This is a genomic window from Microbacterium sp. BWT-B31 (assembly GCF_041379855.1).
In the GTDB taxonomy this organism is placed as follows: Bacteria; Actinomycetota; Actinomycetes; order Actinomycetales; family Microbacteriaceae; genus Microbacterium.
In genome coordinates this window covers 23,431-41,898 of record NZ_JBFECU010000020.1, presented here as the reverse complement: position 1 = coordinate 41,898, position 18,468 = coordinate 23,431, and the positions used below count along the sequence as shown (strand labels likewise).

Here is an 18,468-nt window from a genome sequence, read left to right as displayed (position 1 = left end):
CGTCGCGCGCCGCAGCGCTCGCAGGAAAGTGCCGCGCTCGCCGCCGCCGAGCGAGCCGGCTCAGCGACCCGGACGCGGTGAGGCCGTCGGCAGACCGGCACTGCAGAGGATGTCGTAGAGCCTGCGCGGCGAGCTCAGCTCCGGCATCCGCCAGCGCGAGAAGGCGTTCACCTGGCGGCGGAGCTCGTCCTCGCGATCCTTCTCGGCGATCACGACCTGCTCGGGGGTGCGACCGCGGAGCAGTTGCGGGTCGCGGTACTTGCCGACGCCGTCGAACTCGCCGATGTGGCGGTGCTCCCGCCAGAAGAAGTCCGTGAACGCCTCCCGCCCGTCGGACAGCACGAACCTCGCCTGCAGCTCGGGAGCGGGAAACCCCATGCTCGCGATGAGAACCCGGCTCTGCGACTCGCGAACGCTGTCGGACTTGCTCGATGCGAAGCGCGCGGCGCGCACCGCGCGCGCCGATCCGCGCCCTGTGACACGATCGGATGCCTCGACCAGTTCTGCGGCCGCAACAAGGGCGCCCGAAGGTCGCCTCGCCCACAGCGCCTGATCGGCGACGGCGACGCCCTCGGTGAATCGCAACGCGGCGATGAGGTCGACGGCGGTCTGAAGCGGAGTCGTGACGAAGTGGCGGCCCCAAGGCATGGTGTCGACCAGCGAGAGATCACGAGCATGCCGACGGATGCCGCCGCTGGAACGACCCCCGGAGGCCGACGCGATGCTCACGTCTATCTCTTGCGGCCAGGAACCGAGGATGTCGATCCCGTGCACGGCGGACGCCGCGAAGTGCGACACGAGCGCGCTGTCCCGCATCCGCGCGGCAGCCTCCCACACCCGCTGCGCGTGACGGGCGAGCGGGGTGAGGGACCGCCATTGCGCGCTCGGCGCGAACACGCCGCGCGCGATGCGCTGCACCTCGCCGCTTTCGATTCGCGCGCGCAGCCGCCGGTCGTTGACGGGTTCGCCGTCGTTCTCGCGGCGGCGGAACACGGTCGTAAGCGGAGGGTCGTCGAGCCACATGAACCGAGCTTCGCGCCGCGAGACGAAGCGAGGTCCCCCGAGCCGTCGACTGTGGAATACCCGCGTGACGCGCCGGTCGCCGCCCCGCCTGGGGAGGAGGCGCGTGCAGAGCTGCGTGATACCTGAACGCTGCAGTTTCCTGCGACCGCGCCGTCGCGCGACGCAGCGCTCGCAGGAAAGTGCCGCGCTCGACGCGGATCCGCGCCGGGACGCGGATCCGCGCCGGGGTGCGGCCACGCGTACGCCTGCCGCGGGGTGGTGAGGTTCACGGCATTGAGGATCGGGTTCGCCGTCTGATCGCGATCGGTGAGGGGCCGCCGGCCGTGCAGGCAGCACAGCGAGTTGATGATCGAGCCGTGGTGCATCTCGTCGTGGATCACGGTGCCGGCGTCGGTGTAAGCGCTCACCACGATCGCGGGCACGCGCACTCCCCAGCGGTCGAACGCGAAGCCCTCTCTCCCGGCCGGATGCGTCGTGGCCACCGCAGCGATCGCCGCTCCGGTCGACCCGCCGATCGCGACGCTCGCCGCCGCGACGCTCGCCGCCGCGACGCCCGTCCGCCGCAGGAACTCCCGCCGGGACGTGGTGGCTTCGTCGGGCGGGTGTGCCGCGGCATCCGCTCTGTTCTCGGTCATGACCCCCTCGTACGTGCGCCGATCCCCGCGGGCGGCCATGCACTAGTCTCGCGGCATGGCCCCCGAGCTGAGGTTCGACCGGAGTGCCCGCTGCGGAGCATCGATCGTGGGCATGCTGTTCGCGACCTACCTCGCCATCGCGACCGGCTTCTCGGCCGTCGTGCAGTCGGCGGTGTACGCCGGCACGATCCGCAATGACACCCCGCTGGTGAACATCGTGCAGTTCGTCGTGATCGTGGGGGTCATGGTGACCTCGCTCGTGCGGATGCCTCGGCGCCGGTGGCCTGACGCGTGAACCCGGACTTTCCCCGCGACCTCGTCTTCATCGGCGCGCTGTTCGGGGTGGCCGCCTTCGTGTGGGCGGGCTGGGCGCAGGAGAGCCCGCCGCGGTCGGTGTGGTGGCGCATCCTGCTCGGGGCCCTGTCGCTCGCCGGCCTCGTGCTGGCGGCGCTCACGACCCCGGTGCTCATCGCGAACTGGGGCGAACCCACCGCGATCGACCCCGGAAGCGGCGCCTTCATCACCTACATCGTGGTGTTCTGGGTCGAGCTGATCGCGTGCGCGGTGCTGGCGTACTTCGCGATCCGCGCCCGATTGAACGACCTGGTCTCGCCGCTCGTCCTCGTCGTCGTCGGCATCCATTTCTTCGCGCTCGCGCCGGTGCTGGCGCAGCCGGCGCTGTTCATCCCGGCCGTGCTGCTGACGCTCGTGGCCGTGGTGGCCTTCGCGATGCCGGCATCCGACGTCGCCCGCAGCTTCTGGTGCGGAGTGGTCGGCGCACCCGTCTTCCTCGCGATGGGGGCGTGGGCCGCGGTGGTGGGCACGGCGGCGCTCGGCTCGGGGTGAGACCGGCTGGCTCGCGCGCGGCCCTGGGGCGGCGGGGGGTGTCTGCAGAACTCCGCCGATCTGCGCTCGAATCCCACCGCGACCTGCGAGAATCCGCGGCAGCCTCGGGACCTGGTCGCCGCGATGGAGGAGTTCTGCAGAGGGGTGCGGCGCCACGCCGTGGGCCGACCCGTCAGACGCGGCTCACGCGTCGTCGTCGAGCACCAGCCGGTAGCCCATGCCCGACTCGGTCAGCAGGTGCACGGGGTGGGCGGGGTCGCGCTCGAGCTTCTTGCGCAGCTGCGACACGTACAGCCGCAGGTAGCCGGTGTCGTTGACCTGATCGGTGCCCCACAGGTCCTTGAGCAGCGCCTGCCGCGTGACGAGCGAGCCGGGGTTGCGGGCGAGAAACTCCAGCATGCGCCACTCGGTGGGGGTGAGGTGCACGCGTGCGCCGGCGCGCGTCACGGTCTTGGTCGACAGGTCGACGTCGACGTCGCCGAACCGAACGAAGGGCTGACCGACGGATGCCCCGGCCCGCCGCGTCAGCGCCCGCAGGCGTGCGAGCAGCTCGTCGATCTGGAAAGGCTTGGTGACGTAGTCGTCGGCGCCGGCGTCCAGCGCCTCGACCTTGTCGCCGGAGCCGGTGCGGCCCGAGACCACGATGATCGGCACGTCGCTCCAGCCGCGGAGCGCGGCGATCACCTCGAGGCCGTCGAGGCGCGGCATCCCGAGGTCGAGCATCACGACGTCCGGGTTCTGTTTCGCGGCGGCGGCCACGGCGGCGGCGCCGTCCGGTGCCGCGATGACGTCGTAGCCGTGCGCCGCGAGGGTGATGCGCAGGGCGCGCACGAGCTGCGGGTCGTCGTCGGCGATGAGCACCTTCACGAGTCGGCGCCGTCCGCCCGTGCCAGCGCGATCGTCATGGTGAGCCCGCCGCCGGCGGTGGCCGAGGGCGTGAGCGTTGCCCCCATGCCCTCGGCGAACCCCTTCGACAGCGCGAGCCCGAGCCCGAGCCCGGTGCTGTTGTCGGTGTCGCCGAGCCGCTGGAACGGGGCGAACATGTCGTCGCGGCGCTCGGGCGGTATTCCGGGGCCGCGGTCGGCGACGCGGATCTCGACCCGGTCGGAGCGGGTGGCGGGGGCGGTCGCGGTGACGCGCACGCGTGTGCCCGGGCGCGTGTGGCGCAGGGCGTTGGCGAGCACGTTGACGACCACCCGCTGCAGCAGCACCGGGTCGGCGCTCGCGGCGGGCAGGTCGGAGTCGAGATCGAACTCGACCTCGTCTGGACGCGCGCCCAGTTCGTCGATGGCGGCGACCACGACATCGGCGACGTCGACGGCGCGCAGCGACACCGCGAGCACGCCGGCCTCCACGCGGCTGACATCGAGCAGATCGGTCACGAGCTTCGACAGTGCGGCGAGTGATTCGTCGGCTGTCGCGAGCAGCTCGTCGCGGTCATCGGGCGAGAGAGCCGGTCCCGCCGTGCGCAGCCCGCCGACGGCGGCGATCGCGGCGGCGAGCGGGCGGCGCAGGTCGTGGCTCACGGCCGACAGCAGCGCCGCGCGCACACGGTCCGTCTCGGCCAGCACCTCCGCCTCGCGCGCCGCGTCGGCCAGTTCGGTGCGGTCCAGCGCGGCGCCGAGCTGCGCCACGACGACGTCGAGCAGGCGCTGGTCCGCGGCATCCAGCGTGCCGCCGTGCAGTTCGAGGGTGGCCCCCGTGCCGTGCTCGACCGGCACCGCGATCGACCTGCCGTCCGGCACCGGCTCACCGTCGGTCGCCAGCACCGAGCCGTCGGCGGCCACGAGCCGGACGCCGGTCATGCCGAAAGCCTCGCGTGCCCGCGCGACGAGGGCGGGCACCGCGCCTTGGCCGCGCAGCACGCCGCCGGCGACCGCGGTGAGCAGCTCCGCCTCGGCGGTCGCGCGCCAGGCCGCGCGTTCGCGACGCGCGGCCTGGTCGACGATGTAGCTGACGAGCACGGCCGTGACGACGTACAGCAGCAGCGCCTGCAGGTGAAGGGGGTCGGCGATGGCCACCTCGAACTGGGGCGCGACGAACAGGTAGTCCAGGGTCAGACCCGACAGCACAGCGGCGAACACCGCCGGCCAGATGCCGCCGATCAGCGCTGCGACGACCACGAGCAGCTGATATGCGAGCACTTCGGTCGTGATCGACTGCGGAGTGCGCAGCGCATACAGCAGCCACGTGAGCAGCGGGCCGCCCGCACCCGCGACGACGAACCCGAGAACGATGCGCCGTCGGGCCAGCGCGCCGCCCGACATGCGGGGAAGCGCGCGGAGCGGGTCGGTCTTCGGCCGGTCGGTGGCCTGCACGCCTGAATCCTAAGTCGACTGATGCCGCGGCGCGGTGCCGTACGGGTGGTGCTCACGGAATCCATGCGGAAAAGGTCACTACTCACTCTTGCCACGTACCCGGTATTCAGTGTTACTGTCTACTGGTAGTCATCAACAATGAGTACCGAGGGGAGGTCACTCGATGGGCAAGCAGGAGACCGAGATGCTCAAGGGCATCCTCGAGGGCATGGTGCTCGCGATCCTCGCGTCCAGGCCCGCGTACGGGTACGAGATCACCGCGTGGCTGCGCGAGCAGGGCTTCGCCGACATCGCCGAGGGCACCGTGTACGCGCTGCTCGTGCGGGTGGAGCAGCGCGGGCTCGTCGACGTCGAGAAGGTGCCGTCCGAGAAGGGGCCGCCCCGCAAGGTGTACACCCTCAACGCGCAGGGCACGCAGTACCTCGACGGGTTCTGGAAGACGTGGAGCTTTCTCTCGGACCGGCTCGAAACGCTGCGCACCCCGCACGCAACGCAGACCCCGCAGACCGAAGGAGAGAACTGACATGGCCGGCAAGTGGTACGAGATCGTGACCGGCTCGCTCGAGCAGAAGAAGCAGTACAAGCAGGCCAAGGCGCGCATCGAGGCGCTGCCCGAGCCCTACGCCGCAGTCGCAAAGGCCGTCGAGCGCTACCTCGCGTACGCGGGCGGAGTCGTCGACGGCGGCACGCTCGTCGCGATGCACAGCGACCTCGCCGACCTATGGGAGCGCGCGGCCGCCGACGGCACGCCGGTGCGCGATGTCGTGGGCGATGACCCGGCCGCCTTCGCCGAGGAGTTCGCCGCCGCCTACAGCGGCAAGCAGTGGATCGACAAAGAGCGCGCACGGCTCGCCAAGGTCGTCGAAGACGCAGAACGGGAGCAGGAGTCGTGACCGCTCTCACCGCAGCCGCCATCGAGGTCCGCGGCATCGAGAAGTCGTTCAAAGACCTCCACGTGCTGCGCGGGGTCGACTTCGCGGTCGAGCGCGGCTCGATCTTCGCGCTGCTGGGCTCGAACGGGGCCGGCAAGACCACGCTCGTGCGCATTCTGTCTACACTCCTCAGAACGGATGCCGGCACCGCCGTCGTCTCGGGCTTCGATGTGTCGTCGCACGCCGCCGAGGTCCGCGAGGCGATCAGCCTCACCGGGCAGTTCGCCGCCGTGGACGAGGTGCTGACCGGCCGCGAGAACCTCGTGCTGGTCGCCCAGCTGCGCCACCAGAGGAACCCCGCAGCGATCGCCGACGCCCTGCTCGACCGCTTCGGTCTCAGCGAGGCGGGCGCGCGCCGCGCGGGCACGTACTCCGGCGGCATGCGCCGCCGGCTCGACATCGCGATGAGCCTCATCGGCGACCCGCCGGTGGTGTTCCTCGACGAGCCGACGACCGGACTCGACCCCGAGGCCCGCCTCGAGGTGTGGGCGGCGGTGCGCGAGCTCGCGCGCGGCGGCACGACGGTGCTGCTGACCACGCAGTACCTCGACGAGGCCGAACAGCTCGCCGACCGCATCGCGATCCTGCACGAAGGCACGATCATCGCCAACGGCACGCTCGACGAGCTCAAGCGCCTGCTGCCGCCCGCGACGGTCGAGTACGTCGAGAAGCAGCCCACCCTCGAGCAGATCTTCCTCACCCTGGTCGGCGACAAGAGCGACAAGGCTCGCGAGAAGGGAACCGCATCATGACCACCCACGCCCTCGGCGACACCGCCGTTCTCACGAAGCGTTCGCTGCGGCACATTCTGCGAAGCCCCGACACGATCATCACCACTGCGGTCATGCCGATCGCGATCATGCTGCTGTTCGTGTTCGTGTTCGGCGGCGCCATCGACACCGGCGGAGTGTCGGACTCGTACATCGACTACATGCTGCCCGGCATCCTGCTCATCACGATCGCCTCGGGCGTCGCGTACACCTCTTACCGGCTATTCCTCGACCTGCAGGGCGGCATCTTCGAGCGCTTCCAGTCGATGCCCATCGCCCGCTCGGGTGTGCTGTGGGCACACGTGCTCACGTCGCTCGTGGCGAACCTCGTATCGCTCGCGATCGTCGTGGCGGCCGCGGTGCTGTTCGGCTTGCGCACGGGCGCCTCGATCGGCGCGTGGCTGGCGGCGGCCGGCATCCTGATCCTGTTCACCCTGGCCATGACCTGGCTCGCGGTCGTCGCAGGGCTCAGCGCCAAGACCGTCGACGGCGCCAGCGCGTTCTCGTACCCGCTGATCTTCCTGCCGTTCATCTCGTCGGCGTTCGTGCCGACCGAGTCGATGCCCGGCCCCGTGCAGTGGTTCGCCGAGAACCAGCCGGTCACACCCATCGTGAACACCCTCCGCGCGCTGTTCGACGAGCAGCCCGTCGGCGGCCAGATCTGGATCGCGCTCGCGTGGCTCGTCGGAATCCTCGTCGTCGCCTACGGCCTCGCGATCGCGCTCTACCGCCGCCGCATGAGCTGACGCAGTGCTGCAGAACTCCTCCGATGGATTCGGGCCGTGGCCGTTCTCGGGTGCTCTGCTCCGATCCCGCTCGGATTGGAGGAGTTCTGCAGCTGCCCGACCTTCACCATCAGGCCCGCGCGAGCGCGTCCTCGAACGCGACCCACGCGAGCATCGCGCACTTCACGCGCGCGGTGTACCTCGAAACGCCCGACAGGGCGGCGGCGTCGCCGAAGACCTCCTCGTCGAGGGGCAGCTCGCCGCGCGAGCGCAGCGCCTCGCGAAAGCGGTCGATGAGAGCGGATGCCTCGGCCCGCGGCATCCCGCCGTCTTCTTCGATCAGCGCGGCGAGCATCGACGCCGACGCCTGCGAGATCGAGCACCCGGCGCCGTCCCAGGTGACATCTGTGACCCGGTCGCCCTGAACGCGAACCCCGAGCGTGATCTCGTCGCCGCAGATCGGGTTGCGCTGGTGGCTGGTCGCCGCCGCGTCGGGCGCGAGCCCGCGACCGTGCGGGCGCTTCGAATGGTCGAGAATGAGCTCCTGATACAGCGACTCGAGCCCGCTCACGAGGTCACCCCGAAGAACGGGCGGATGCCCGCCACCGCGTCGAGGAACCGGTCGATCTCGTCGGGCGTGTTGTAGAGCGCGGCGGATGCCCGCACCGACGCGGTCAGGCCGAAGCGGCGGTGCAGCGGCTGGGCGCAGTGGTGCCCGACGCGCACCGCGATGCCCCGTGAGTCGAGGAACTGCCCCGCGTCGTGCGCGTGCACCCCGTCGACGTCGAACGCCCACAGCGCGACACGCTCCGCGCCCGGCGCATCGCCGAGCAGCCGGATGCCCGGGATCGTCCGCAGCCCCTCGCCCATGCGCTCGCCGAGGGCGGTCTCGTGCGCGTGCACGGCGTCCATGCCGACCCGGTCGAGGTACCGCACGGCGGCGGCGAGGCCGATCGCCTGCGACACCGGCTGCGTTCCGGCCTCGAACCGCTGCGGCGGCGGCAGGTACTGGGCCTCGTCGAGCGTGACGGTCGTGATCATCGACCCGCCGGTGAGGAACGGCGGCAGGGTCTCGAGCACCTCCGACCGGCCGTAGAGCCCGCCGATCGCGTACGGCCCGAGCATCTTGTGCCCCGAGAAGACGGCGAGGTCGACGCCGAGGGCGGGCAGGTCCAGCGGCAGGTGCGGCGCCGACTGGCACGCGTCCATCACGGTCAGCGCGCCGACTCCGTGCGCGAGCGAGACGAGCGCGGCGACCGGGTTGACGATGCCCAGCACGTTCGACACATGCGGGAAGGCGACCAGGCGCGTGCGGTCCGAGATGACGGATGCCGCGGCATCCGTGTCGATCGTGCCGTCGTCGTGCACCGGGATGTGGCGCAGCACCGCGCCCGTGCGGCGGGCGAGCTCCTGCCACGGGATGAGGTTCGCGTGATGCTCGGACTCGGTCACGACGATCTCGTCGCCGGGGCGCAGCGTGCCGGCGTTGCCGAGGGAGTACGCGACGAGGTTGATCCCCGCCGTCGCCCCGCTCGTCCAGACGAGCTGCTCGGGGCGGGCGCCGACGAACTCCGCGACCGTCGCGCGGGCCTGCTCGTAAAGCTCGGTCGCCTCGGCCGCGAGCGTGTGCGCGCCGCGGTGCACGGCCGCGTTCGACCGCGTCAGGAACGCCACCTCGGCGTCGATCACCGCCTGCGGCTTCTGGCTGGTCGCCGCAGAGTCGAGGTAGACGAGCGGATGCCCGTCGACCGTCACGTCGAGCAGCGGAAAGTCGCCCCGCACGGAGGTCGCGTCGAGACTCGTGGTCATCCCTCCAGGCTACGCCGCGCCGCGGGGATCGGCGCCGACCCGCACAACGCAGGAACCACGGGGATCGGCGCCGACCCGCACAACGCAGGTACCGCGGGGATCGGCGCCGACCGGCACAACGCAGGAAGATCGGCGGCGCGAAGCGCGCGCCGCCGCGTCATATCGGCCGTCGCCGCATACCCGGCCACAGCATGTCCTGCGTTGTGCACGCGGGCCCGGGCCGGGGGCCGGGCCGGGGACGGGGGACGGGGGAGGGGGTCAGTCCGGGCGGTCCGTGCGTTCGAGGCTCGACTTCGACGCCAGCATCACCGGATCGTCGAAGTGGTCGAAGCCGCGGCCGGCCCGTTCGTCGCCGGGAAGCGGCCGCGAACGGCGCCCGTAGATGAGTTCCGTCGAGTCCAGCAGCCACGGCACGAGGGTGATCGTGACGCCGTGGATGAGCATGAGCTGCTGCCCGATGCGGCGCGAGCGGCGGTTGTGCAGCAGCGACTCCCACCAGTGCCCGACGATGTACTGCGGCAGGTAGACGGTCACCACTGACGATCCGTGCGACTCGCGGTAGGTCTCGATGAACCGCGCGACCGGGGCGGCGTAGTGGCGGAACGGCGACTCGATGATGACCAGGGGCACCGGCATCCGGTGCTCTCTCCACTGCTCCTGCAGGGTCTGGGCGTCCTCCTTCGACACGGCCACGTGCAGCGCGAGGGTCTTGTCGTGCTTGGCTGCCAGCGCGTAGTCGATGGCCTTCACGATCGGCTTCTGCAGCCGGTTCACGAGGATCAGCGCGAGGTCTCCCGACGAGCCGAAACGGGTCGAGTCGTCGACGGCGATCTCGTGCTCGACGTCGCGGTAGTAGCGGTTCACGCCGATCATGAGCGTCGCGAGGATCGGGATCGCCAGGAACACCAGCCACGCGCCGTGCGTGAACTTCGTGATCGTGACGATCGCGAGCACCGACACGGTGAGGGTCGCCCCGAGCGAGTTGATCACGAGACCCTTGCGGTACGAGAGCGCTTCAGAGCGCACGGATGCCTCGGCCCGCGCCTCGGGCCGGTAGCCCCTGATCGTCTTGAGCCCTCGCAGCCAGTGCCGGATCATGCCGATCTGCCCCAGCGAGAACGACACGAACACGCCGATGATGTACAGCTGGATGAGGTTCGTGAGGTTCGCCTGGTAGACGATCAGCACGAGGATCGCCGCGAGCCCGAGGATCACCATGCCGTTGGAGTACACCAGCCGGTCGCCGCGCGTGTTGAGGGCCTTCGGGGCGTAGCCGTCGCGCGCGAGCACCGCCCCCAGCAGTGGGAAGCCGTTGAACGCGGTGTTGGCCGCGAGCAGCAGCACCACCGCGGTCGCCGCCTGCACGATGAAGAACGGGATCGACCCCATGCCGAACGTGGCCGCGGCGATCTGGGCCATGAGGCTCGGCTGCGGCGCGCTTTCGCAGTCGAAGCCGATCAGGTGGCACGGGTTCTCGGCGTAGTGCACCCCCGACACGAGCGCGAGCAGCGTGAGTCCCGAAAACAGCAGGATCGCGATCGTGCCCATCAGCGCCAGAGTCGTCTGGGCGTTTCGCACCTTGGGCTTGCGGAAGGCGGGCACGCCGTTGGCCACGGCTTCGACGCCGGTGAGGGCGGAGCATCCACTCGAGAACGCCCGCAGGATCAGCAGGATCACCGCCGCCTGCGAGAGCGACTCGGCCTGCACCGCGTAGTCGGCGCTGGAGGCCACGGGCGGATCGCCCATGACGATGCGCGTCACCCCAACGACGATCATGACGGCGACCGAGCCGATGAAGATGTAGGTCGGCAGGGCGAAGACGAGGGATGCCTCGCGCACGCCCCGCAGGTTCACCAGGATGATCACCACGACGAAGCCGACCGCGAGCTCGACCCGGCCCGAGTCGAGCTGCGGGATCGCCGAGATGATGTTGTCGACGCCGGAGGCGACCGACACCGCCACGGTGAGGACGTAGTCGATCAGCAGCGCCGCGGCGACCACGACCCCCGGCACCTCGCCGAGGTTCGTGCGGGCGACCTCGTAGTCGCCGCCGCCGGAGGGGTAGGCCTTGATGAGCTGGCGGTAGCTGATCACGACGACCACCAGCAGCACCACGACCGCCGCGGCCACCCAGGGGCTGAACGCGAGGAACGCGGTGCCGCCGATGAGCAGGATCATGAGCAGTTCCTGCGGGGCGTAGGCCACCGACGACAGCGCGTCGGACGCGAAGATCGGCAGCGCCAGGCGCTTGCGCAGCAGGTGTTCGTCCTGCGCGGCTGTCGCGAGAGGATCCCCGATCAGGAGGCGTTTCGCGATCGGCGTCTCTTCGCTCGGCTCACGGCTGTCGTTCGTCACGTCCGGCGATACTACGCGCGAGGATTTCGTCAGGACGAACCCGTTCGGGCATCCTCACGGAATCCATGCGGGCCCGCAGGCGGGCTCGAACGCCCGTTGTCTCGTCTGGGAGACTCGACCCGTGACGGACAGGGTGGGGCTCGGCATCCTCGCGATCCTCGTCGGCATCGCGGCGGCGGCCGTGCTGTTCGTGCCGTTCGTCGCCGTCAGCTATCGCCGTCACGGCAGGCTGAGCGTCGCACGGGCGGTGCTGTGGGGCTCGGGCCTCGTCTATTTCTGGGCGCTGTGGGCCTACACGCTGCTGCCGCTGCCCGACCCCGGCGCGATCGTGTGCGTCGGAACGAACGGCGATCTGTTCGCGTTCGTCGACGACGTGCGCGACGCGCTCGCGGCCGGCGGTTCGTTCGTGACGCGGCCGGCGGTGCTGCAGCTGCTGCTGAACGTGCTGCTCTTCGTGCCCCTCGGCTTCTTCGTGCGGGTGCTCGGCGGTCGAGGGGTCGTCGTCGCGGGTCTGGTCGGCCTCGCCGTCTCGGCCTTCGTCGAGACCACCCAGCTCACCGGTGTGTGGGGCCTCTACCCGTGCGCGTACCGGGTCTTCGACGTCGACGATCTGCTCACCAACACCACGGGCGCGGTGATCGGCTCGGTGCTCGGACTGCTGGTACCGGCGCGGTTGCGCGGCAGCGAGCGCATGCCGGGGGCCGACCTCCCGCGCCCCGTGACGCGTCGGCGGCGCCTCCTCGCGATGGTGTGCGACCTCGTCGGAGCGTGGCTCACCGCGCTCGCGGTGGGCGTTGTCATGCAGGCCGCGCTGCTTGCGCTGGGCGCCCGAGAAGAGGTGGAGGACGGCTCGGCGTCGGCACTGGTCGGCGACGTCGTCACGATCGTCGTGTGGCTCGTCGTCGTGCTCGCGACGGGTCGCACCGTGGGCGACCTCGCCGTGCGGCTGCGGTTCGAGGGCGGCCCGCTGCCCGTCGCGCTCGCGCGCGTGCTGCGGCTCGTCGGCGGGATCGGCGGCTACCTCGTGCTGTCGGCGCTGCCCGGCGCGTGGGGCCTGGCCGCCGCGGTGTTCGCCGTCGCGTCGCTCGCGCTCGTGCTCACGACCGACGACCGGCGGGGGCTTCCCGGCCTCGTCTCGGGGCAGCGGCTCTTCGACGCGCGCGTGCGCGAGCTGCTCGAGAACGGGTGAGGGAGTCCGGGTCGTCGTTTCGTCTCGCTGCGCTCGCTCAACGACCGGTGGGCGGGGGCTTCGCTTCCGCGGGTGGTTGTTTCGTCTTGCTGCGTTGGCTCGACGACCGGTGGGCGGGGGCTTCGCTTCCGCGGGTCGTTGAGCGAGCGACCGCAGGGAGCGAGACGAAACGGCGACCTGAGCCCGGGACGCCTTATCACTCGCGTGGTCCGTCACTCCACAACGAGGACCCAGACCCCTTCGATCCCGATCTCGGAATAGACACGTTCACCAGCGGTGAGATTGACGGTCGGAGAACCGGTGGACGGGGCGAAGGTGTACGACACTCCCTCTGCGTCCTCATACGGCTCCACGAAGTCGGTATACCCAGCCGTGATAAAGGCGTTGTAGATCGCAGAATAGTCCGCAGAGTCCCATCCCAACGCCGTCTGCGTCTGCCCGTTGCCGAGCACGACGCTGAACGCGCACCCTGGCACCGACGGGAGCGTAACCCCTCCGACCTCGGTGTAATCTGACGGGTCGAGTTCTTGTGGCGAAGCGACGGAGAACGCCTCGAGCTGCGCGTTGTAATACTTATCGCATACGTCCCACGCGGACTGGTCAGCGGGCTCACTGACAGCATCAGCCGAGTCATTGTCCGATGACTTCGCGAAGAGGAAGCTCTCTACGACGGGATAGGCCGTGGCCTCTTCGACGTTGATCCTGTGGCCCGCAGCGTCCTTGGGGAAGACGAGCGTCAGCCCATCCGGAATCGTCGCCTCGTTCAATGTCACCGTATACGGGGCGGGTGCGGGAAGCATCGACCCCCAACGACCGTCGCCATCGGTGCAGATCACCGTCGTGAATCCATCGCCGGAGACCGTGACGTGCACGCCCTCGACACCTTCCCCTGCTTCGAAGTCATCGCCGGCCTTGACGAATCCTCGTATCGGCCACTCGTCCGTGTCGATGTCCGAGTCCGAGGTGAACATAGGCATGGTCTCGAGCGACGGATCGCTGCCGGTGACGTCACAGCTTTCACTCGCGGGGCTCATCGCCCCCGTGGCGTTGCACCCAGCAAGGGCTAGGAGGAGGACTGCCAGAGCCGTCGCCGAAAGTGTCTTGCTCGTCACGATTCCCCATCTCGTAAGTTGCCGCCCAAAGCGACACCCAGCATAGTTGCCTGTCCATCACGGACAGGACGAGAGACGTCAGCACCTCGAGCCTTCATGAACGTCAGGGGGTCGTGTGCTCAGGGGGCCGACGGCGCTTCGTCTCATTGCGCTCGCTCGACGACTCGCGTGAGGGGCGGGACGGCCGCCCGGCCCGCGATTCAGCCGAGGAACTCCCGCGCCGCGACCACGAGCGTCTCGACGCCGCGCTCGATCGTCGGGTGCAGCACCGGCGCGAAGAACGGCGAGTGGTTCGTCGGGATGTCGCTGTCGAGGGTGTCGGCGGCCTTCGCCGCGGCGTACGCCTCGGGGTCGACGCCGCCCCAGAACCAGTACACGAGCGGCACGCCCGCGTCGCGCGCGAACCACGAGACGTCCTCGCTGCCGGTGAACATTCCGGGGTCGACGACGCTGCCGTCGCCGAACGCCGACTCGAACGCCCGCGTGAGGCGCGTGGTGGCGTCTGCGTCGTTGATCGTGGGCGGCAGGGAGTGGTCGGTGACGATCGTCGGGGGCACCTCTGCTCCGGATGCCGCGGCCTCGGCCCGCACGACCCGCTCGACGCGTGCGAGCACGCGCTGGCGGGCGTCGTCGTCGGGGTAGCGCAGGCTCAGCTCGAGGGTCGCCTCGGCGGGGATGATGTTGTTCTTGAGCCCCGCGTGGATCGATCCGACAGTGACGACGGCGACGTCGCGCGGGTCGACCTCGCGCGACACGATGGTCTGCAGCCGCATGACGGTGGCCGCCGCCATGACGACCGGGTCGATGGTCGAATGCGGGCGCGAGCCGTGGCCGCCGCGGCCGAACAGCTTCACGGTGAGACCGTCGGATGCCGCCATCTGCGTGCCCGGTCGCACGCCGATCTGTCCTGCTGGCAGCGGAGTCAGGTGCTGTCCGAGCACGATGTCGGGCTTGGGGTAGCGTTCGAGCACACCCGCGTCGAGCATCGCCCGCGCGCCCGACCCGTACTCCTCGGCGGGCTGGAACACCGCCACGATCGTGCCCGACCACTCGTCCTTCGTCGCGGCGAGGCGCTCCAGGGCGCCGAGCATCGCAGTGACGTGCATGTCGTGGCCGCACGCGTGCATGACGGGCACGTCGTTGCCGGCGGGGTCGGTGCCGCGCGCGGTGCTCGCGTAGGCGAGGCCGGTGCGCTCTTCGACGGGCAGGCCGTCCATGTCGGCGCGCAGCCACACGACGGGTGCGTCGCCGTTGCGGATGACGGCGACCACGCCGGTCTGGCCGACGCCCTCTTCGAACTCGATGCCCAGATCCATCAGGTGCGCGGCGACGATCCCCGCGGTGCGCGTCTCCTGGAACGAGAGCTCAGGGTGGCGGTGCAGGTCGATGTACAGCGCTTCGAGGTCGAGGGTCATGGGGTCGAGCCTACGCGGAGAGCGCACCGGTCGATCCCCGCACGATCAGTTCGAACGGCAGCCGCCCCGGCTCGTGGTGCGGGGCGGCCTCGGCGCCGGATTCGAGCTCGGCCAGGATCGCGTCGGCCGCCCGCTCGCCCTGGCGCAGCGGGAACTGGTCGACCGTCGTGAGGCGGAAGAACTCGCCGAGCTCGTGGCCGTCGATGCCGATGACCGACAGATCGTCGGGAACGCGGATGCCGAGTTCGCGCGCCGCGAGGATCGCGCCGATCGCCATCTCGTCCGACGCGACGAAGATCGCCGTCGGCCGGGCGCCGGGGCGCCCCAGCAGCCGCTGCGCGGCGCGGAACCCGCCCTCGATCGTGAAGTCGGCCGGCTCGAACAGGGCGGGATGGGCGGGGACTCCCGCATCCGCCATCGCCTGCTCGAAGCCCTGTCGGCGGCGCGTCGGAATGTGGAAGTCGATGTCGAACTCGGGGCTCGCCCCGATGTGGGCGATGTCGCGGTGACCGAGCGCGAGCAGATGCGAGGTCGCCAGCCGCGCCATCGCGACGTCGTCGACGGTCAGCGTCGTCAGCCGCGGGTTGGGACCGCCGATCGCGATCACCGGCAGGTCGAGCTCGCGCAGCCGCTCGGTCTCTTCGTCGCCGAGCTCGATCGAGATGGCCACGACCCCGTCGACGCGCCGGCGGCGCAGGAAGTCGGCGAACACGCTGCGCCGCTGCTCGCCGTCGGCCGTGAGGCTGTACAGCGTGATGTCGTACCCGCGGCGCATGAGCGCGGAGGCGATGCCGCTGAGCACCGTCGAGAAGAACCACCGGTCGAGGAACGGCACGATCACCCCGATGTTGCGGGTGCGGCCGGACGCGAGGCTCGACGCGGTGGACGACACGACGTAGCCGAGGGACTTCGCCGCCGTCTCGACGCGCTCGCGCGTGGGGGCCGAGACCTGCCCCCGCCCGCTCAGCGCGCGGGACACCGTCGCCGTCGACACGCCGGCGAGCCGGGCGACCTCATCGATGCTCACCATGTGCGCTCCTTCAAGGCCCGGTGGGACGGGTCTCAGTCGTTCACGAGCCAGATCGTGGTGTCGACGGGCACGAAGTCCCCGTCGAGCGGGCCGCTGGCGATGAGCACGACGCCCTCGGGCCGCCGGATCGGAACCTCGCCGAGGTTGGCGAAGACCGTCACGGTCGCGTTTCGGAGCGCGAGCACACCGGGTGCGGACTCGAGCCACTCGACCGCACCGGCGCCGAGGCCGCGTCCGCGTCGAGCGGACAGCAGCATGCGATACAGCGAGAGGGTCGAGGCGGGGTCGGCGGTCTGAGCGTCGCGCGCGAGCGCGGCCCACTCGGCCGGCTGCGGCAGCCAGGATTCGCCGGTGGCGCTGAAGCCGTAGGCGGGGGCATCCGCCGTCCAGGGGATCGGAACGCGGCACCCGTCGCGGCCGTAGCGCTCACCGTCGGTGCGGAACCACGTCGGATCCTGCCGCGCCTCGCCGGGGATGTCGATGACCTCGGGAAGGCCCAGCTCCTCACCCTGGTAGAGATAGGCGGAGCCGGGGAGGGCGAGCATGAGCGTCGTCGCGGCGCGCGCGCGGCGCAGGCCGACCTCGGGGATCGGCTTGCCGGGGGAGTCCGGCCCGATGCCGTGGCCCTGCGGGTTCTCGGCGGTGAGCGCGAGGCGCGACGCGTGCCGCACGACGTCGTGGTTCGACAGCACCCACGTCGACGGGGCGCCGACCGCGGCGTAGGCGGCGAGCGACTCGTCGATCACCGCGCGGAGTTGTGCGGCATCCCACCCGGTCTCGAGGTAGTTGAAGTTGAACGCCTGGTGCATCTCGTCGGGACGCACCCACAGCGCTGTCTGCGCGACGGTCGGCAGCCACGCCTCGGCGCACAGCGCGCGGTCGCCGGCGTACTCGGCCAGCAGGCGGTGCCAGTCGCGGTAGATCTCGTGTACGCCCTCCTGGCCCCAGAACGGCACCTCGCCATGCTGGCCGCCCATCGCGTCGACCTCGTGGCCCGGGTGCGCGTAGTCGGGCAGGCCCTCGGCCTTGACGAGCCCGTGCGCGACGTCGACGCGGAAGCCGTCGACGCCGCGGTCGAGCCAGAACCGCAGGATGCGACGGAACTCGCCCTGCACCTCGGGGTTGGTCCAGTCGAAGTCGGGCTGCGACGTGTCGAACAGGTGCAGGTACCACTGGCCCGGCTCGCCGTCGGCCTCGACGATGCGCGTCCACGCGGGACCGCCGAACACAGAGTCCCAGTTGTTCGGGGGCAGCTCGCCGCCTGCGCCCTTGCCGTCGCGGAACATGTAGCGGGCACGCTCGGGGCTGCCCGGGGCTGCGGCCAGTGCCTGCTGGAACCACTCGTGCTGGTCGGACGAGTGGTTGGGCACGAGGTCGACGATGACCCGGATGCCGCGGCGGTGCGCTTCGGCGAGCATGTCGTCGAAGTCGCGCAGGCTGCCGAACAGCGGGTCGACATCGCAGTAGTCGGCCACGTCGTAGCCGGCGTCTTTCTGCGGCGACCGGTAGAACGGGCTCAGCCAGATGGCGTCGACTCCAAGATCGACCAGATCGTCGAGGTGCGCGGTGATGCCGGGGAGGTCGCCGATGCCGTCGCCGGTCAGGTCGGCGAAGGAGCGGGGGTAGATCTGGTAGATGACGGCGGTGCGCCACCACTCGGCGCCGGGGAGGGTGGTCATGGTCATCGATCTTACTGCAAGCGCTTGCAGGGGACGGATGCCGGGTGCCCGCGGCTAGGGTGGGCGCGTGGTCATCGCCGAATCCCTCGCCCGTGCCGAGTCGCTCATCATGTCGATCCCGGACTACCCGGAGCCCGGCGTGCTGTTTCGCGACATCACGCCGCTGCTCGCCGACCGCGACGCGCTCGCGGTCACGATCGAGGCGATGATCGAGCCCTTCGCGGGCACCTTCGACATGGTGGCCGGCATCGAGGCGCGCGGGTTCCTGCTCGCCGGCGCCGCCGCGATCGCGGCGGGGGTGGGCCTGGTGCCGATCCGCAAGGCCGGCAAGCTGCCGCGGCCCGCGGCATCCGTCTCATACAAGCTCGAGTACGGCACCGCCACGATCGAATGCCACGACGATTTCGCCCCCGGCACCCGCGTGCTGCTGATCGACGACGTGCTGGCGACCGGCGGCACCCTCGCCGCTGCGCACGAGCTGGTCGCACGCCTGAGCGGGGTCGCGGTCGGCACGACGGTGCTCATGGAGCTCGAAGGTCTCGGCGGTCGCGAACTCGTCGGCGACGTGCACGCGGTGTTCACGGCCTGACCGGGCGGATCGCGCGGGCGTAACCCCAGCGCAACACGGGT

Annotated in this window: 18 protein-coding genes and 1 pseudogene; 9 read left to right on the top strand and 10 right to left on the bottom strand. The window is 70.6% G+C overall.

Features of this window, described 5'->3' with window-relative positions:
• Positions 1-60: 60 nt before the first annotated feature.
• Positions 61-1,023 carry a hypothetical protein gene (locus AB1K54_RS15715; protein WP_371203698.1) on the bottom strand — a complete coding sequence of 321 codons (963 nt, stop codon included), beginning with the start codon at positions 1,021-1,023 and terminating at the stop codon, positions 61-63.
• 474 nt (positions 1,024-1,497) lie between these two features.
• On the opposite strand from AB1K54_RS15715, the gene AB1K54_RS15710 reads away from it, so the two are divergent.
• Genes AB1K54_RS15710 through AB1K54_RS15700 form a run of 3 tightly spaced genes read left to right on the top strand, consistent with a single transcriptional unit; the run spans position 1,498 to position 2,504 of the window.
• A complete protein-coding gene (locus tag AB1K54_RS15710; protein ID WP_371203697.1) occupies positions 1,498-1,704 on the top strand; it encodes a hypothetical protein in 207 nt (68 codons plus the stop codon).
• A 9-nt stretch (positions 1,705-1,713) separates the two neighbouring features.
• Positions 1,714-1,953, top strand: a complete 240-nt coding sequence (locus AB1K54_RS15705; RefSeq protein WP_371203696.1) for a hypothetical protein — start codon at positions 1,714-1,716, stop codon at positions 1,951-1,953.
• Positions 1,950-2,504, top strand: coding sequence for a hypothetical protein (locus AB1K54_RS15700; RefSeq protein ID WP_371203695.1), 555 nt, complete (start codon positions 1,950-1,952; stop codon positions 2,502-2,504). Before AB1K54_RS15705 ends, AB1K54_RS15700 begins: the two co-directional genes overlap by 4 nt.
• Positions 2,505-2,687: 183 nt before the next feature.
• Here the strand turns inward: AB1K54_RS15700 and AB1K54_RS15695 are convergent, their stop codons facing one another.
• Complete coding sequence (locus AB1K54_RS15695) at positions 2,688-3,371, bottom strand: response regulator (RefSeq protein ID WP_371203694.1); 684 nt, start codon at positions 3,369-3,371, stop codon at positions 2,688-2,690.
• Positions 3,368-4,780 (bottom strand): annotated as a pseudogene (locus AB1K54_RS15690) (ATP-binding protein); the annotation flags it as partial. The pseudogene AB1K54_RS15690 and the gene AB1K54_RS15695, both read right to left, overlap by 4 nt.
• Before the next feature lie 205 nt (positions 4,781-4,985).
• Between AB1K54_RS15690 and AB1K54_RS15685 the strand changes: the two are divergent.
• From AB1K54_RS15685 to AB1K54_RS15670, 4 genes are read left to right on the top strand one after another with little or no spacing between them, the layout of a single operon-like run.
• On the top strand, positions 4,986-5,345 hold the full coding sequence (locus tag AB1K54_RS15685; protein WP_371203693.1) for a PadR family transcriptional regulator: 360 nt from the start codon (positions 4,986-4,988) through the stop codon (positions 5,343-5,345).
• A gap of 1 nt (position 5,346) precedes the next feature.
• Positions 5,347-5,715 carry a DUF1048 domain-containing protein gene (locus AB1K54_RS15680; protein WP_371203692.1) on the top strand — a complete coding sequence of 123 codons (369 nt, stop codon included), beginning with the start codon at positions 5,347-5,349 and terminating at the stop codon, positions 5,713-5,715.
• Positions 5,712-6,506 (top strand): ABC transporter ATP-binding protein, encoded by a 795-nt coding sequence (locus AB1K54_RS15675; protein ID WP_371203691.1) that lies wholly within the window; start codon positions 5,712-5,714, stop codon positions 6,504-6,506. The genes AB1K54_RS15680 and AB1K54_RS15675 overlap by 4 nt, the downstream gene beginning before the upstream one ends.
• Positions 6,503-7,270 carry an ABC transporter permease gene (locus AB1K54_RS15670; RefSeq protein ID WP_371203690.1) on the top strand — a complete coding sequence of 256 codons (768 nt, stop codon included), beginning with the start codon at positions 6,503-6,505 and terminating at the stop codon, positions 7,268-7,270. The genes AB1K54_RS15675 and AB1K54_RS15670 overlap by 4 nt, the downstream gene beginning before the upstream one ends.
• Positions 7,271-7,379: 109 nt before the next feature.
• Here AB1K54_RS15670 and sufU read toward each other — a convergent pair whose 3' ends face one another.
• The 3 genes from sufU to AB1K54_RS15655 all read right to left on the bottom strand — a co-directional run bounded on the left by sufU (position 7,380) and on the right by AB1K54_RS15655 (position 11,413).
• Positions 7,380-7,820, bottom strand: a complete 441-nt coding sequence (gene sufU, locus AB1K54_RS15665; RefSeq protein ID WP_371203689.1) for a Fe-S cluster assembly sulfur transfer protein SufU — start codon at positions 7,818-7,820, stop codon at positions 7,380-7,382.
• Positions 7,817-9,058, bottom strand: coding sequence for a cysteine desulfurase (locus AB1K54_RS15660; protein ID WP_371203688.1), 1,242 nt, complete (start codon positions 9,056-9,058; stop codon positions 7,817-7,819). Before AB1K54_RS15660 ends, sufU begins: the two co-directional genes overlap by 4 nt.
• A 258-nt stretch (positions 9,059-9,316) precedes the next feature.
• On the bottom strand, positions 9,317-11,413 hold the full coding sequence (locus AB1K54_RS15655) for an APC family permease (protein WP_371203687.1): 2,097 nt from the start codon (positions 11,411-11,413) through the stop codon (positions 9,317-9,319).
• A 121-nt stretch (positions 11,414-11,534) separates the two neighbouring features.
• On the opposite strand from AB1K54_RS15655, the gene AB1K54_RS15650 reads away from it, so the two are divergent.
• Positions 11,535-12,602 (top strand): VanZ family protein, encoded by a 1,068-nt coding sequence (locus tag AB1K54_RS15650; protein WP_371203686.1) that lies wholly within the window; start codon positions 11,535-11,537, stop codon positions 12,600-12,602.
• 212 nt (positions 12,603-12,814) lie between these two features.
• Here the strand turns inward: AB1K54_RS15650 and AB1K54_RS15645 are convergent, their stop codons facing one another.
• The 4 genes from AB1K54_RS15645 to AB1K54_RS15630 all read right to left on the bottom strand — a co-directional run bounded on the left by AB1K54_RS15645 (position 12,815) and on the right by AB1K54_RS15630 (position 17,838).
• On the bottom strand, positions 12,815-13,714 hold the full coding sequence (locus AB1K54_RS15645; protein ID WP_371203685.1) for a hypothetical protein: 900 nt from the start codon (positions 13,712-13,714) through the stop codon (positions 12,815-12,817).
• 200 nt (positions 13,715-13,914) lie between these two features.
• A complete protein-coding gene (locus AB1K54_RS15640) occupies positions 13,915-15,129 on the bottom strand; it encodes an amidohydrolase (RefSeq protein WP_371203684.1) in 1,215 nt (404 codons plus the stop codon).
• Positions 15,130-15,139: 10 nt separating this feature from the next.
• Positions 15,140-16,159: a LacI family DNA-binding transcriptional regulator gene (locus AB1K54_RS15635; protein ID WP_371203683.1), complete on the bottom strand. Its 1,020-nt coding sequence runs from the start codon at positions 16,157-16,159 to the stop codon at positions 15,140-15,142.
• Positions 16,160-16,191: 32 nt separating this feature from the next.
• A complete protein-coding gene (locus AB1K54_RS15630; RefSeq protein ID WP_371203682.1) occupies positions 16,192-17,838 on the bottom strand; it encodes a glycoside hydrolase family 13 protein in 1,647 nt (548 codons plus the stop codon).
• 73 nt (positions 17,839-17,911) lie between these two features.
• Between AB1K54_RS15630 and AB1K54_RS15625 the strand changes: the two genes are divergently transcribed.
• On the top strand, positions 17,912-18,427 hold the full coding sequence (locus tag AB1K54_RS15625; RefSeq protein ID WP_371203709.1) for an adenine phosphoribosyltransferase: 516 nt from the start codon (positions 17,912-17,914) through the stop codon (positions 18,425-18,427).
• Positions 18,428-18,468 lie beyond the last annotated feature (41 nt).